14 protein-coding genes are annotated in these 15,400 nt (G+C 66.5%); 4 read left to right on the top strand and 10 right to left on the bottom strand.

Annotated features, from left to right (window positions below):
- Window positions 1-27 precede the first annotated feature (27 nt).
- The 3 genes from ACH492_RS35550 to ACH492_RS35540 all read right to left on the bottom strand — a co-directional run bounded on the left by ACH492_RS35550 (window position 28) and on the right by ACH492_RS35540 (window position 2,297).
- Window positions 28-1,218, bottom strand: a complete 1,191-nt coding sequence (locus ACH492_RS35550) for an MAB_1171c family putative transporter (protein ID WP_398992867.1) — start codon at window positions 1,216-1,218, stop codon at window positions 28-30.
- A complete protein-coding gene (locus ACH492_RS35545; protein WP_398992865.1) occupies window positions 1,208-1,741 on the bottom strand; it encodes a hypothetical protein in 534 nt (177 codons plus the stop codon). Before ACH492_RS35545 ends, ACH492_RS35550 begins: the two co-directional genes overlap by 11 nt.
- Window positions 1,742-1,823: 82 nt before the next feature.
- A complete protein-coding gene (locus ACH492_RS35540; RefSeq protein WP_398992863.1) occupies window positions 1,824-2,297 on the bottom strand; it encodes a hypothetical protein in 474 nt (157 codons plus the stop codon).
- Between the two features lie 470 nt (window positions 2,298-2,767).
- Between ACH492_RS35540 and ACH492_RS35535 the strand changes: the two genes are divergently transcribed.
- From ACH492_RS35535 to ACH492_RS35520, 4 genes are all read left to right on the top strand, one after another.
- Window positions 2,768-3,790 carry a phenazine antibiotic biosynthesis protein gene (locus ACH492_RS35535; RefSeq protein ID WP_398992861.1) on the top strand — a complete coding sequence of 341 codons (1,023 nt, stop codon included), beginning with the start codon at window positions 2,768-2,770 and terminating at the stop codon, window positions 3,788-3,790.
- 31 nt (window positions 3,791-3,821) lie between these two features.
- The gene (locus ACH492_RS35530; RefSeq protein WP_398992860.1) at window positions 3,822-5,213 is read left to right on the top strand and encodes a phenylacetate--CoA ligase family protein; all 1,392 of its coding nucleotides are present in this window, start codon (window positions 3,822-3,824) and stop codon (window positions 5,211-5,213) included.
- A gap of 32 nt (window positions 5,214-5,245) precedes the next feature.
- On the top strand, window positions 5,246-6,232 hold the full coding sequence (locus tag ACH492_RS35525) for a TauD/TfdA family dioxygenase (protein ID WP_398992858.1): 987 nt from the start codon (window positions 5,246-5,248) through the stop codon (window positions 6,230-6,232).
- 161 nt (window positions 6,233-6,393) lie between these two features.
- Window positions 6,394-7,164 carry a LuxR C-terminal-related transcriptional regulator gene (locus ACH492_RS35520; RefSeq protein ID WP_398992856.1) on the top strand — a complete coding sequence of 257 codons (771 nt, stop codon included), beginning with the start codon at window positions 6,394-6,396 and terminating at the stop codon, window positions 7,162-7,164.
- Window positions 7,165-7,237: 73 nt separating this feature from the next.
- On the opposite strand, the gene ACH492_RS35515 is transcribed toward ACH492_RS35520, so the two are convergent.
- From ACH492_RS35515 to ACH492_RS35485, 7 genes are read right to left on the bottom strand one after another with little or no spacing between them, the layout of a single operon-like run.
- Window positions 7,238-8,308, bottom strand: a complete 1,071-nt coding sequence (locus tag ACH492_RS35515) for a methyltransferase (RefSeq protein WP_398992854.1) — start codon at window positions 8,306-8,308, stop codon at window positions 7,238-7,240.
- A gap of 48 nt (window positions 8,309-8,356) precedes the next feature.
- On the bottom strand, window positions 8,357-9,529 hold the full coding sequence (locus ACH492_RS35510; protein ID WP_398992852.1) for an acyltransferase family protein: 1,173 nt from the start codon (window positions 9,527-9,529) through the stop codon (window positions 8,357-8,359).
- 44 nt (window positions 9,530-9,573) lie between these two features.
- Window positions 9,574-10,767, bottom strand: coding sequence for a cytochrome P450 (locus ACH492_RS35505; RefSeq protein ID WP_398992850.1), 1,194 nt, complete (start codon window positions 10,765-10,767; stop codon window positions 9,574-9,576).
- Window positions 10,768-10,814: 47 nt separating this feature from the next.
- Window positions 10,815-11,960: a flavodoxin-dependent (E)-4-hydroxy-3-methylbut-2-enyl-diphosphate synthase gene (gene ispG / locus ACH492_RS35500; RefSeq protein ID WP_398992848.1), complete on the bottom strand. Its 1,146-nt coding sequence runs from the start codon at window positions 11,958-11,960 to the stop codon at window positions 10,815-10,817.
- The gene (locus tag ACH492_RS35495; RefSeq protein ID WP_398992846.1) at window positions 11,957-13,759 is read right to left on the bottom strand and encodes a 1-deoxy-D-xylulose-5-phosphate synthase; all 1,803 of its coding nucleotides are present in this window, start codon (window positions 13,757-13,759) and stop codon (window positions 11,957-11,959) included. The genes ispG and ACH492_RS35495 overlap by 4 nt, the downstream gene beginning before the upstream one ends.
- A gap of 51 nt (window positions 13,760-13,810) precedes the next feature.
- A complete protein-coding gene (locus ACH492_RS35490; RefSeq protein ID WP_398992844.1) occupies window positions 13,811-14,026 on the bottom strand; it encodes a ferredoxin in 216 nt (71 codons plus the stop codon).
- Complete coding sequence (locus tag ACH492_RS35485; protein ID WP_398992842.1) at window positions 14,023-15,384, bottom strand: cytochrome P450; 1,362 nt, start codon at window positions 15,382-15,384, stop codon at window positions 14,023-14,025. Before ACH492_RS35485 ends, ACH492_RS35490 begins: the two co-directional genes overlap by 4 nt.
- Between the last annotated feature and the right edge of the window lie 16 nt (window positions 15,385-15,400).

Raw genomic sequence — 15,400 nt, 5'->3', positions numbered from 1 at the left:
GAAAGCAACCTTCGGGACAGAGCCCCGTCAGTCGTGTGGGCGCCCAGCACCGGATGTCCGAATCCAGACCCCCGGGTTTGCATGAGCAGGGATTTTTGCATACGCATGCGCGACTTCGAGAAGGAACCGCTTCTCTTCGTCGAGATCACGGCTGCCCAATGTTCCGAGGCGGAAGGAGTTACGCAGTAATGGCTTCCTGTTCACTTTGGCCTGACATGCGTCTTTGATGAGGTTCGCTAGGGCCGATGCCTGCTGTTCGACCGTGGGCGAGTCACGATCCACCGAGGAGCCGGTCTGGAGTTCAGATGGGTCGCAGTGATCGGCATAGTCTCCAAGGACGAGCATCGCGTCACGAATTTCGATCACCCTGCGGTAGACGAGCAGACTTCGCGGGGCGGCAGGCCGGATCAGTTCCTCCAGTCTCCCTTGAGGCGTGGACAGAGCCACGTTGGGGACCGCTTTCACCAGTTCGTGCCACAGCGGCCAAAGCCGCCAGGCGACGACGCAGTCCTGCCCCGTCCTGAGGAGCGACGCGAATGAAGGTACGAGAAGGGCGGCAGCCCTTAGCAATCCGTGAAGACTCATCAGGAGCGGGGAAAACGCCAACCCCCAACGGTTGTCGAGCACGACCTCGGTCAGGAGCACAAGCCAGTACAGGCCGGCAAAAGCTGTTCCGGCTCCGAAGACCAGGAGGCTGACAGAGAGGGTTCTCCCGGCCTGTCTGGCGTAGCGCCAGCACACAAAGGTGCACACGGAATCCGCGAGCAAGTGAGCAGTGATGAGAGCCAACCAGTAGGGGATGCTGGGGCTCGATTGTCCGTGTGCCAGGAAGATGTGCTTCCCATGGGGTGGGGTCATCCCGTCGAGTGCTACGAGCAGACCCGGGTAAACGACGGCCGCCATCACCGCCATGATCCGTAACCGATGTCGCCCGGTAGTGGAAGCCACAAAATAAAGAACTGCACCGGCCGACACCACGCCAATGCAGTTCCTCGTCAGGGACACCGCGTGCCCGGACGCACCATCTCGGACCACGAAGTTCACCACAGCAGGTAAGTCGAGTGTCATCGCCGCAGCCGCCGACACAACGGCCAGCCAGAGTCCGCGCTGTTGCCTGGAGTTGACCACCGACGGGCTGCGGATCAATGCGGCTAACCAAAGACCTGTCACGGCAGGTATCGCCAGTGCACTTCCGTAACGTGCCAGCTCACTCGACATCCGGGAGCCCTAAGCCGAAAGCCGTTCCAAGCTTTACCAGGGCTTCCGATGACTGTCGGGTACGCAGTCGGCGCGCCTGGACGCCTATGAGGCTGGCCAACATCTCGGCTTCCCGCTCCTGCCACGTCGTGTAATCGGTCCGCCCGAAGAACCGACGGATGCTCCGCGGACGCAAGTCCGGCAGCAGAGCCTCCACGCTCCCCATACCCTCATGATGAGCATCTTCATCGCGCATGCGATGCTCAAGAAGCATATGCCCGATCTCATGCAGGATGATGTGTTCTTGATGCAGGCGGGAAGTCTGCGCCTCGTAGAAGATGTAGTCCTCGCCTGCGGCGGCGATCCAAACGCCACAAATTCCGGCAAACGCCGACCTGGTCGGTCCGGGACGTAGATGGAGTGGCCTGTTCCGCTGTTGTGCCAGTTGACTACAGAAGGCTTCCACAGTGAACGGACGCGGCAAATCAATTCCGCGTAGCGCTTTCATGCAGTCTTCCCGCAGCGAAGCGTCCTCCTGCTCCATGTTTCCTTCTTCGTCTCGCGGTCGAGAGGTAAGGTGCACACCAAGCAGCACCCGCCCTGGAGGCTGAAGCATCTTCCCTTCCTCAACCTGTGCTATCGACTGAATCCGGCCGTTGGACTTCCGGCAGGTTCTGCACCTTTCGCACCTCGTCAACTATGGCCAGGATCGCATCGAGATTAACCGAGGACAGTCCTGCCGATCGGAGCGCCAAGTCACGTACCTTGACGTCGCTCAATGCGGCCGCCATGGAGAGCTGCTCACTCACTCGTTCAGCTACTTCGTCGTCCAGGAAATACCCCGGCGGGACCCCGAAAAAATCGGCTAGGACGTCCAACTGTTCCAACGTCACATTGCGCTTCTTGCCGGTCGAAAGTTCCCACAGGTAGGTCGCCGAGATACTCCCTCCTGTCGCCTCCCTGATTTCCGCCGCAAGACGGGCGAAGCCCGGACGCGTCCGTTCGTCCGGATATAGAGCTTGGATCAGCCTGTTGAGACGCTGATCGAACTTCTTCAGGATGGGGCGACCGTCCTGCTGACCCTGTTCGCCGTCTCCCATAACCCCTCAACCAACTTGTGGCCTGGCGTCTCCGCTCGCAAGAGGTATCTCGCGCCACACCCACACGATCGGATCCCGACGACACATGCGTACAGAACGTCCCCACTGGTTGGCAAGAGCCCCCAGGGGCGATGAAGACCAATCCGGCCAACCTTCGCTACAGCGGTTGCCACAGCACATCATCATCCGCTCTTCTGGTTGTTCGACACACGATGTGCATCGTGAACCTCCGTCACAGTCACGCAGCTTCGGCCTGTCCCGGGTGCAACCAACCCACGACGCTCTGGTCCCCCCACCACGTGCCGTTTGCTGCGCCCCAGGCCGAAGCGTCGGCGGAAACGCAAGACGCGAGAGGAGCAGAGCAGGTGGCCTTACCCCTTCCGGCCAAGCGCAGCGGGAACACTTCCGACAGCCCTCTGGACGTAGCTTGGAACGATCCTCCAAACGCTTCTGAACTCATACGGGAAGCGATGGAGTGGCACTTCGGCCCAGACACAGGGAGTCCGTTCTGGCTCTCACGAGCCAGGACCTTCGACTTCGATCCCCGCAAAGACGTCTCGACCGTCGATGACCTGCGACTTTTCCCGAACATCGTGGACGAGCTGCGCGACGTGCAAGTCACCGATCTTATCCCCCGTGGTTACCCCCCGGAGGCTGGGCAACCCGTCATCGGCGAGAGCGGGGGCACGACCGGGCCTCCCAAGCGTGTGATCTGGATGCCGGAGACGCAGGAACGGGCCACCGACTGGCACGCCGCCGGCCTGGCAGAACACGGGCCGATCCGCGCGGGCGGTTGGCTCTGTATGGGACCCACCGATCCACACATGGCAGGCACGCTGATCAGGGACACCGCATCCCGTTTCGGCACGGTCTGCTTCCTGCTCGACCTCGATCCCCGCTGGGTGAAACGTTGCATCGCTCGCGGCGCCTTGGAAGAGGTCAACCTTTACGTGGAGCACGTCGTGGATCAGGCGGAATGGATCCTGCGCAGCCAGGAGATCGCGGTCCTGTACAGCACCCCGCCATTGTTGGAGGCACTGTGTCGCCGCGACGGTCTGGTCAACCTGATCAATGAGCGGACCCAGATCATCGGGTGGGGCGGTACGAAGATGGATACCGCCACCCGCAATCGCTTCCAGAACGAGATCTTCCCGGGCGCCAAGTTGGTAGGCGGCTACGCCAGCACGATGATCATCGGTGGCATGGTCGAACGCGCGGATGCAGCAGCCGACGCACCCGCCGTCTTCGATCCGCCTGCCCCCTTCACCATCTTCTCCGTCGTCGACTCGGAGACCGGGAAAGCCGTTCCCTACGGAGAGCGTGGCCAGGTGCTCCAACACCACATCAGCAGGGGCATGTTCCTGCCGAACAATCTGGAACGCGACACGGCCGTTCGGGTCCCGCACCGCACCAGCGAGGTGAGCGACGCCATCGCGGACGTCCACCCTGTCGAGGAGTTCTCGGGCAAGCCTGTCATCGAAGGCGTCTACTGACCCCTCTCACCAGCACAACGGAGGACGGATCATGCGTCAGACCATTCGTCTGCTCCGTGACTTGCGGGCAGCGAAGAAGGAGGGATCGTCGGCGCTGGAGCGCCGGCGGTCCCGCAGACTGGCCGCCGCGGTAGCCCATGCCCGAGCGCATTCGCCGTACTATCGCGAGCTCTATCGCGGTCTGCCCTGGCACGTCGACGACATCACGATGCTGCCGGTCACTGACAAGAAACGGCTCATGGCTCGGTTCGACGACTGGGTCACCGACCCCGAGGTAACCCACGATCGAGTGCGCGCGTTCATCGACGACCCTTTCCTCGTGGGTACGGACTTCCTGGGCAAGTACCGCGTGGGAACCACCTCAGGCAGCACCGGCGTGCGCGGCATCTTCGTGTACGACAAAGCCGCCTCCGCGGTCACCCGGGCCCTTGCCCTCCGCGCGTTCGGCGCCTGGCTCCCTCCCGCCGAGGCCGCCGCGGTCGCCCTGCGAGGAGGCCGCGTCGCCTGGGTCCTGGCCACCGGCGGGCACTTCGGCTCGTCGACTGTGCTTCCCCGTTCTGCAGCCCGCAGCGTGGGCGAGGGTGGCCTGCTGCGCGTGTTTTCGGTCTTCACACCGATGCCGGAACTCGTGGAGCAGCTCAACCGGTTCCGTCCCAATGTGCTGATCGGTTACGCCGGCCAGCTCGCGCTCCTGGCCCGGGAGCAGGAAGCCGGACGTCTGCGGATCCGGCCGCGTCTTGTCGTCCTGGCCGCCGAGGGGCTGACGGACAGCGGCTACCAGCGAATCCGACAGGTCTTCCGAGCCCGCATCGGCAACGGCTACGGCGCCTGCGAATTCATGTCCACCGCCATCGGCTGCCCTGAGGACTGGCTACACGTCAATTCCGACTGGGGGTTCCTGGAACCCGTCGACACCGACTACCGCCCCGTGCCGCCCGGCGAGCGCTCACACACGGTCCTGGTCACCAATCTCGCCAACCGCGTCCAGCCCGTGCTGCGCTACGACCTGGGAGACTCGGTCGTCACCCGGCCGGACCCATGCCCGTGCGGCAACCCTTTTCCCGCCATCCGCGCCCAGGGCCGAGCGAGCGAGGCGCTCACCTTCCAAGGTGGCAACGGTGAGGCCGTCGAGGTCGCGCCCATCGCCCTGGCCGGTGTTGTGGATCGCGCGCCAGGTCTGGAACTCGCCCAGGTGGTGCAGACCGGTCCCGCAGCGCTCAGCGTGCGGGTCCGGGCCGCCCAGCAGGCGGATCCCGAGAAGGTGTGGCAGGCCATTCGCGAGGAGATCCACCGGTTCATGCGCTCGTACGACCTCGAGCACGTCGCTGTCGCACGGGCCACCGATCCGCCTGAGCAGTCCGCCGGCGGGAAGTACCGGCTGATCATCCCCTTCGACGGCACACCGGCGGCGAACCACACATGACGGCACGGCAAGAAACGCGAAACGCAGAAACGATGCTGCCGGCAGCTCCCGACATCTACGAGCTGGATCCATCCGAAATCGAGCGCATCGAGCCCCTCTTCGTCGAGCTGCGCCGAACCGCCGATACGCACGGGGACAACGTCCTCGTCCAATCGGCCCATGTACGCAGCGGTCTGCTGCCGGAGGGCCTCCTCGCCACCCTGTCGGACTTCCGCAGGTTCGGTAACCCGGACGGCGTCCTGACGCTACGCAACCTCCCTGTAACGACCCGGCTTCCCGCCACCCCCGCCACCCCCGAGTCGGTGGCCGACACCTGCACGCCCTCCGTGGCGGCGCTGCTCCTTGTCATGTCACGGCTGGGAGACCCCATCGCGTACGCGGAGGAGAAGCGCGGAGCGCTGGTCCAGGACGTCTGCCCGGTGCCTGGCGAGGAGGACCAACAACAGAACACGGGGTCCGTCTACTTCAAGCTGCACACCGAGAACGCCTTCCTGGAGCACCGCCCGGACTTCATCGGTCTTCTATGTCTCCGCGAGGATCACGACCGCTCGGCCGCCTCCATCACGTCATCCATCCGGCAGGCACTCCCGCTGTTGACGGATGAGCAAGTCGCCATGCTGCGGGAACCCCGCTTCCGCACCAGGATCGCTCCCTCCTTCTGCCGCGACGGGCGCGAACAGGTCTATCTTCCACCCGCACCCGTACTCGCCGGACCGGAGCGGTCTCCCACCCTGTGCGTGGATTTCGATGACACGGCTCCGTGCGACGAGGCCGCCGAAACAGCGTTCAACGCCCTGCATGAAGCCCTGCAGAAGGTACGGCGGGAGTTCGTGCTGCGGCCCGGCGACCTCGCCATCGTCGACAATGCGACCGCTGTGCACGGACGAAGCGCCTTCACCCCCCGCTACGACGGACGAGACCGTTGGCTGCAGCGTCTCTTCGTGCTGAACTCGGTGCGGCCGGCACTCGGACGGATCGAACCAGGCAGCGTCTACCGGTGTTCGACCTCCTCCGAGTGACGGACTCGGCCGCCACAGCCGCACGCTGATCGAGCGCCCGGCGCCTTCTACTCGCGCCGGGCGCTTCTCCGTTCCATATCTGCGGCATTTCCGCGGTACCGCCACCCAGTCCCCTCACCGATCAGTGACCGTCATCGTGAAGAGAGTAGGAACCTGGCGCCGTGAAAGTCCTGTTAGTCGATACAGACGCGGCCAGTCGCCGCTGGATGCGCCGCATCCTGGAGGAATCCCTGTCCTACGAACTCGCGGGAGAGACCGGCGACCCCGCTGAAGCACTGGAGATCTCCCGCCGCCTTTCCCCGGACTTCGTCCTCCTGGCCGACGAGGTCGCCTCCGACGCACCCTCGCTCGTCTCGGAGCTGGCAAGCGTCTTGGAAGCCACAGTGATCCTCATCGCGGTCGCGAGCGCGGGCCAGACTGTGTGGCTCGGAATCTCGGCCGGCGCCCGTGGGTACCTGTTGAAGGACCGGATGCACGGCGAGCTGCGCACAGCGATGGACTCCGCACAGGCCGGCGGTACGTACGTCTCGCCCCCGCTCGTCCACAAGCTCGTGCAATTCCTCAACGAACGGTTCAGCAGCTACCAGGAGGGGTTCACCACCGACGAGATCGGCGAGCGGCTCCTGCCACGGGAGTACGAGACCCTGTGCCGGCTGGCCGCGGGGCAGTCCACCGACGAGATCGCGGAGAGCATGTCCGTGGCTACCGCCACCGTGCGCGCCTACGTCTCACGTGTCCTGCGGAAGTTCGGGTTACGCAGTCGCGGAGAAGCCATAGCGCTCGCCTACCGCTCGGGGATCTGCGCCCCAGGGCAGGCGATGTCCGGTCGGCACGTTCCGCCCGGCTCGCCCCGAAGCGGGACGCCGACGACGTACGCGGACCTGGCCCTGACGCCAGTGCCCATACTCAGCGGATCCGACCGTGACGCGTAGCTGAGCAGAGGGATGCGGTGAAGCTCCTCGACGCCGCGGCACCCGCGCGAGACGAGCAGCTTCACCGCCCCGTCTAGGAGACCGGGATCGCTTCGATCAGGAACACCCGCTCCGGGCCGGACACCGGCCGGATGCCGTGCAGGCGGAAACCGGCCGCGGCCAGGAGTGCCTCGTACTCGGACTGCGTGCGCTCCTTGCCACGCAGGCTGACCATCATGTTGAGGTCATTGAGATACGGGAACGGATCCGCCGGAAACACCGTCACCGCTTCAGGGATCACGGGTTCCATGATGAGCAGCCGCCCTTCAGCGGGCAGCACCCGGTGACAGTTCCGCAGGATCGTCGTGGCGCGTTCGTCATCCCAGTCGTGGATGACGCTCTTGAAGACGTACAGGTCGCCGCCCTCGGGGAGAGCTTCGAGGAAGTTGCCGGCCTTCGCCTCACAGCGGTCGCCCACCCCTGCGGCCACCAGTTGGTCCTCGGCCTGCGCCACTCCTGACGGACTGTCGAACACGATCCCGCGCAGCTCCGGGGTCGCCTGGAGCAGAGTGGTGAGGAGCGTCCCGTTGCCTCCGCCGACGTCGACGACGGTCCGGAAGCGAGTGAAGTCGTAGGCGGCCGAGACAGCGGTGCCGACGGCCTGTGAGGCGTTCCCCATCGCCGCGTTGAACAGGCTGGACACGTCGGGGTGCTGTTTCATGTAGGCCCAGTAGTCCATGCCGAACTGGCTCTCGAACACCGGCTCGCCCGTCCGGACGCTCTCGGTCAGCCCTTGCCAGGGACGCCACATCGACTCGTGCACCAGCAGCCGGGCCATGGCATCCATCGACCCGGTCGCCTTGGTCTGCAGGAGCGTTCCGGCCTCCGTCAGAGCGAAGTCGCCGTTCTCGGTCTCGCGGGTGATGCCCAGGGCGGACATGGCGCGCAGTAACCGGTGCAGGGAGGGCCGGTGCGCTCGGGTCTCCTCCGCCACCTCGTCCGCGGACCTGGGGCCGTTCTCCAGCAGGTCGGGCAGGCCCAGCTCGAAGGCTGTGTGGGTGATCGCGGACGTGGTGTATCCCCAGACCAGACGGAAGATGACGGACACAGGGTCACTCTGTTCGGGGCGGCTGGTGGCGGCCCGGGGGGCGGGGGTCTCGGACATGGGTGTCTCCTCGAAGTTGGATCAGCGGTTGTAGGGGCCGGCTGTCTTTCACTCCGGCACGCGGTGGGCGCCCGTCTGCGAGCACGGTGCGGGGCCCGGGGGCCGTTCGGTACCCGCAGCCGGCCGGTGCCGTCCGAAACGCCGCACCAGCGGTGTCTCCACCCACCGGTACAGGAACAGAGAGCACGCCAGCGCAACCACGAGCAGGACAAGGACCAGGAGCGCGCCGGTCACCGGAGGAAACGTACGCGTGGGCCCCATTACCTGGGCGGTCGTCATGACGACGAGCCAGTGGATCATGTAGAACGCGAAGGAAAGTTCGCCCAGGAACACCATCGTCGGTCTGCGGAACACCGAGGGCCTGCTCCGCCGGTCCGCGACCGCAGCGGCGGCGATGAGGGGTGCGGTCCACACGGACGCCAGCCCTGCGGTGCCCGCCAGATACGGCTCGTACAGGGCGATCACGTATCCGGCGACGGCCACCGCGAAGGCGGGCAGCAGCCCGATCCCCGGCCACCGGCCCGAGGCGACGATCCTGGCCAGGAGAATGCCCAGGGCGAATTCCAGTGCGCGGACCGGCGGAAGGAAGTACACGAACCACACCTGGGTGAACGACACCGAGCCGGACAGGAAGAAGACCGTGAGCCGGGGTTGATCGGCCACCAGGAACGTCGCCGTGAGGAACGCACCCGCGATCAGCACGACCACTGCCACGACCGCCGGCCACAGCCACTCCTCACGTATGCGGCGCAGGACCGGGAGCAGGGCCGGAAAGACCAGGTAGAAGAAGAACTCGCAGGAGAGCGACCAGCTCACCCCGTTGACGGCCGTGCTGGTCTGCATGCTGGGGGACCAAGCCTGCTGCAGAGTCAGGGCTGCCACCCAGTCGACCCCGGTGGTGGGCCGGGCTGTGCTGATCACGAGTACGGCGGCCAGACCGAATGTGACGAGATGGGTGGGGCCGATCTTCACCAGGCGGCGGCGCCAGAACGAGCGTGCGGTGTCGTACGGTCGCGCAGTCCACGTCAGGACGAACCCGCTCAGGATGAAGAAGAAGCCGACGCCGTAGGCGCCCGAGAGGGAGAACGCCTTTCTGAGCGCCGTCCCGGCTTCGCCCGATATGAGCTGGGTGTTCCACAGGACGTGCGTGGCGAAGACCATCAGAGCGGCGACGAACCGCAGCCCTGTCAACGACGGCAGGCGAGAGGGTTGCGGGGGCATGGATGCACGCGTACGGCCCAGATCCTGCGGGCCGGCCCCCCGGGTCACCATGTGATTGGCAGAGATCGCAGTTCACGGGCGAGTCCCGCGCTCTCCCACTCCAGTCCCGTCTCGGGCACCGCTAGCCGCATCCCGGGAAAGCGGGCGACGAGCGAGCCGAGCGCGATCTGCAGTTCCGCCCGGGCCAGGGGCGCGCCCGGGCAGTGGTGCGGCCCGTGTCCGAAGGCCAGGTGCGGGTTGTCCTCCCTGCCCAGGTCGAGCCGGTCGGGCTCGTCGAAGACGCGCTCATCGTGGTTGGCGGAGATCCTCGACGGCAGGACCGGTTCGCCGGCTCGCACGTACCCGGCGCCGAGTCGCATGTCCTCGACGGCGTACCGCGGGAAGACGGCCAGCTCGTCGGTCTTCTCGAAGCGCAGGAGTTCCTCCACCGCCGAGTTGATCAATTGCGGGTCCGCGACCAACCGCTCGAGTTCCGCGGGATGTGTCAGCAGGAGGTAGGCGCAGTGGCCGATCTGGTAGTTCACGCTGTCATGCCCGGCGGCCAGCATCAGCCGGGCCAGCGTCACCAACTCGTGCCTGCTGACCCGACCTTCGCCGAAGCCGTCCACCAGCACTCCGATCAGGTCGTCGGAAGGCTCGCGCAGACACCGATCCACCATGGCGTCGACGTAGTCCTGCAACCTGCCTACGTGGTCCTCGACCTGTTCTCTCGGCAGCGTCGTGGATGTCACCGACCTGGCCCACTCTGCGAATCGCGGTCGGTCCTCGCGCGGGACGCCGAAGAGCTCCGTGATGACGGCGCCGGTGAGCTGTGTGCCGTAGTCCCGTATCACGTCCGCCGACGGGCCGTGTGCTTCCATCCGGTCCAGGAGATCGTTCGCGAGCTGCTGGATGAGCGGGCGCATCCGCTCCACACGACGGGCGCTGAAGACCCGGGAGGCCAGCCTGCGTAACCGGCCGTGGTCAGGCGGGTCCATACCCTGCAGGCTGTCCTCCGGCATCACCGGGAAGGCGCGAGGCTGGTCGCGGTGCGCGGCGAGGGCGCGGCTGAACCGAGCGTCGGCGTGGACACATCGGACGTCCTCGTAGCGGATCGCCAGCCACGCGGGTTCTCCATAAGGCATCCGCACTCTGGTCAGGGAATCGCTCTGGCGCAGTGCGGCATAACGGGGGTGGACCCCTGGTTCGGCTTCCGTGGTGAACGGATAACTCAGCAGGTCGTCCGCTTCTTCGTCCACTGGGCTCTCCGGCCTTCTCGGATCGGGCGGATCGGTTTCGGCGAGGGTCAGGGCCCGGGGATGTCCACACCCTGTGCCTCGGCGATCCGCACTGCTTCTTCGACCAGCGCTGTGACGATCTGGGCCTCCGGGACCGTCCGGACCACCTCTCCCTTCACGAAGATCTGCCCCTTGCCGTTGCCCGACGCGACTCCGAGATCGGCCTCACGCGCCTCGCCGGGCCCGTTGACCACACATCCCATGACGGCCACGCGCAACGGCACCGGGAATCCTTCAAGGGCCGCGGTAGCCTGCTCGGCGAGGGTGTAGACGTCGACCTGGGCTCTGCCGCACGAGGGGCACGACACGATCTCAAGGCCCCGCTCGCGCAGCCCGAGCGACTCCAGGATCGCGATACCGACTTTGACCTCTTCCACTGGAGGAGCGGACAGAGAGACCCGGACCGTGTCACCGATTCCCTCCGCCAGCAGGACACCGAAGGCGACGGATGACTTGACTGTGCCCTGGAAGGCGGGCCCCGCCTCCGTCACGCCCAGGTGGAGGGGGTAGTCGCACCGCTCGGCCAGCTGCCGGTAGGCCTCGATCATCACCACCGGGTCGTGGTGCTTCACCGAGATCTTGAGATCGCGGAAGCCGTGTTCCTCGAACAGCGAGCACTCCCACAGCGCGGACTCCACCAGTGCCTCGGGCGTCGGTCGGCCGTACTTGGCCAGCAGCCGACGGTCCAGAGATCCTGCGTTCACACCGATACGGATCGGCACGCCTGCGTCCGCCGCCTCTCGAGCGATCTCGCCGACCCGGTCGTCGAAACGCTTGATGTTGCCCGGATTGACGCGGACTGCTGCGCAGCCCGCCTCGATGGCCGCGAAGACGTACTTGGGCTGGAAGTGGATGTCGGCGATGACGGGGAGCGGGGATTTGGCCGCGATCCGGGGCAGTGCTTCGGCATCGTCCTGGGTGGGCACCGCCACTCGCACGATCTGACAGCCCGCGGCGTTCAGCTCGGCGATCTGCTGCAACGTCGCGTCGACATCCGCAGTCTGGGTGGTGGTCATGGACTGTACGGAAACCGGCGCTCCCGCGCCGACGGCCACGGATCCCACGGTGATCTGCCGAGATCGGCGGCGTGCGTGGCGCTGCCCGCCGTCGCCCGCACTCCGCACCGTCGGAATGCCGAGCGGAACCTGCGTCATGTCATCGTCATCCTTCTGCTCAGAGGGACATAGCTGGTCAGGACGTCCCGCAGCTGTTGCTCAAGGGCCGTGACGCCGAGCCCCATCTCCTCCAGCAGCCGGTCCCTGGCGCAGTGCCGGGGGAAGACCAGGGGCAGACCGTAGGCCAGGCAGGGGTTCGTGAGTCCGGCCTCACGCAGTGCCTGGGACAGTGCGGAGCCCACCCCGCCCACGCGCAGGTTGTCCTCCACCACGGCGACGACCTCATGGTCCGCCGCCAGCATGCAGAGGGCTTCGTCAACGGGTTTCACCCAGCGCGGGTCGACCACGGTGACGGCGAAGCCGAGTGCCGCGAGCCGTTCTGCCACCGTCGTGCAAACCCGTGCCATGGCGCCCACCGAGACCAGCAGCAGATCACAGCGCTCGCGATGGGGCATCGTGCGGGCGAGGACGTCCAACGTGTGGAAGCGGGCCAGAGCCGGGACGTCCGGGCCCACCGCCCCCTTGGGAAAGCGGAGGGCGGTCGGCGCGTCGCGAACGTCGAGCGCCTCCCGTAACTGCACGCGCACCTGCGCCGCATCGCGTGGCGCGGCCAGCCGCAGCCCCGGCACGGCCTGGAGCAGCGAGAGGTCCCACATCCCGTTGTGGCTCGGCCCGTCGTCTCCGGTGATCCCGGCGCGATCGAGGACGAACGTGACCCCGGCCCCGTGCAGGGCCACGTCCATCAGTACCTGGTCCATGGCCCGGTTGAGGAACGTGGCGTAGACGGCGACGACCGGATGCAGGTCACCCGCCGCCAGACCCGCCGCCGAGGCTACCGCGTGCTGTTCGGCGATGCCTACGTCGAACACCCGGTCGGGAAAGGCCTTGGCGAACGGCACCAGCCCTACCGGGTGCAGCATGGCCGCGGTCAGCGCCACCACATCGGGGCGCTCTGTACCCAGCCGGACCAGTTCGTCACCGAAAACCTGCGTCCACGTGGCGGCCGGCTGTGCGGCGCTCTGCCCGGTGACCGGATCGAAGCTGCCGACGGCGTGCAGATGGTCGCGGGTGTCCTGTTCTGCGAGGGGGTACCCGTTCCCCTTGCGGGTGCGGCAGTGCACGACAACGGGCCGGTTCGCCTCGCGCGCAGCACTGAACGCGGCCTCCAGAGCGGCGATGTCGTGGCCGTCGACGGGTCCCAGGTAGCTCAGGCCGAGGTTCTCGAAGAGGTTGCCCGTCGGGCGATCGTCCGTCCCCGTCGCGGCCAGTTCCGCCATGTGATCGGCTATGCCACCGACGGTCGGGGCGTAGGAGTGCCCGTTGTCGTTGAGCACGATGACGACGGGGTTGGTGGACGCCGCAATGTTGTTGAGGGCCTCCCACGCCATCCCCCCGGTCAGTGCGCCGTCCCCGATCACGGCGATGACGCATCGCTCGCTCTCGCCACGCAGCCGGTGGGCCTTGGCGAGACCGTCGGCGTAGGAGAGCGCGGTGGAGGCGTGGGAGTTCTCGATGAGGTCATGCACCGACTCGGCTCGGCTCGGGTAACCCGAGAGACCGCCCTCCTTACGCAGCCCACTGAAATCCTGGCGACCCGTCAACATCTTGTGGACGTAAGACTGGTGGCCCGTGTCCCACAAGACGCGGTCGGAAGGCGAGTCGAAGACTCGGTGGAGGGCCAGCGTCAGTTCGACAACGCCGAGGTTGGGCCCCAGGTGGCCGCCCGTCCGCGATACGGAGTCGATGAGAAAGACCCGTATCTCTTCGGAGAGGCGCACCAGTTCGGGCGGTGTCAGACTGCGGAGGTCTCGGGGGGACGTGATGTCCGCCAGCCTCATGATGCACTCCTGTCTCCGCTGGATGAGAGTGGGCAGGGGATGGAGGTCGGGTCAGGGCTCGACCACTCCGATGGCTTCGACCGGGCACCGAGCGGCGGCCAGCCGAACATCCCGGTGCAGTTCGTGTTCCGGTGCCTCGTCGACCAGTTGCACAACCCCGTCGTCGTCCTGGTCGAACACTTCGGGAGCGGCAAGCACGCACTGTCCGGCGCCGATGCAGACATCTGGCTTCACCGTGACGTGCAGGCCGTCACGTTCCTCCGTCACCGCTCCCTCCTGCGTACCGTCATCCGCAGTCCGTCGGGGACGAGCGTGACGGTGCCGACGGGCCGGACGGGTCGGTCGGAGACCGGCCGCAGGTGCCACAGTCCCGCGATGAGCGCCAGGGTGGTCATGGCCTCGGCATAGGCGAAGCCCTCGCCGACACAGCGGTGCGCGCCCTCGCCGAACGGCATGTATGCCTCCGGCGTGACGTCGTCCTCTCGGCCCGGCAGCCAGCGGTCGGGGTCGAACCGTGCCGGGTGCCGGAAGAGCAACGGGTCGCGGTGCTGGGAGAAGAACGAGTAGAGGATGACGCTGCCCTCGGGAAGGTGATAACCCCCGAGCTCCGTGTCCTGCGCCGCGGCACGGGACAGGAAGTACGTGGGGGGATAGAGGCGCAGGGTCTCCTTGATGATGCGTCGGTTCAGGTCCAACCGTCCGAGATCTTCATGGGTCGGCGCACGGCCGCCGAGTACCGCGTCCACCTCCTCTTGGAGGCGCCGCTGGATCTCGGGAGCGCGCCCCAGCTCGTAGCAGGACCAGCTCAGCGTCAGGGCAGTGGTCTCGGCGGAGGAGAGCAGGATGCTGATGATCTCGTCACGCAGCTGCTGGTCGTCCATGCCCTGGCCGGTCTCCTCGTCCGTTGCGGCCATGAGCATGGACAGCAGGTCCACCTCCTCCCGGTCGCTGCGCCGGTAGGCGGTGACGATCTGCTGGATCATCGTGTTCAGTTCGACCATCGTCTCGTCGAACCTGCGCCGGCCGGGGGTGGGCAGCTTCTCCAGCAAACCGGTGGGGTCCATGGCACGCAGACTGACCTGTCGGGTCAGGATGGGCAGCGCACGCTCCACCACCTGTACCGCCGGTCCTCCCAATTCCGAGGAGAACAGGCATTTGGTGCCAACGGTCGTGGCCAGCCGAACGAACTCCGGCTTCAGCTCTATGGGGCGGTCCTCCGGCCACGACGCGATGCGCTGGGAGGCGATGTCGTGCATGACGTCGCCGTACACTTGCACCCGCTTGCGGTTGAACGCGGGCAGTACCAGCTTGCGCTGGCGGCGGTGGGGGGCTCCGTAGGCCGTGATGATGCCGTTGCCGGCGACGGCCCGCGCCTTGCGGAAGTGGATGCCTCGCGGGAAGCACGCGGCATCCGTGACCAGGACCCGGTGCAGCAGTGAGGGGTCGTTGACCAAGTAGGCGACGGTGGGACCGACCCGCACACGGACCAGGGGGCCGTACGCGCGGGCCTCCTGGAGGAACTGCAGACGGCGTCGCACCAGCGGAATGCCGTGCCCGATCAGCGGCAGGGCGCCGGGAACGGTCGGAGGTGCCGCCGCCCCGGGCGGACGCAAAGTGGTGGACATACGATTCTTCCCTTCC

The organism is Streptomyces sp. NPDC019443 (assembly GCF_044389785.1).
Taxonomy (GTDB): domain Bacteria; phylum Actinomycetota; class Actinomycetes; order Streptomycetales; family Streptomycetaceae; genus Streptomyces.
Note: the sequence above shows the minus strand (reverse complement) of the source record. Positions and strands in the feature narration are given on the sequence as shown.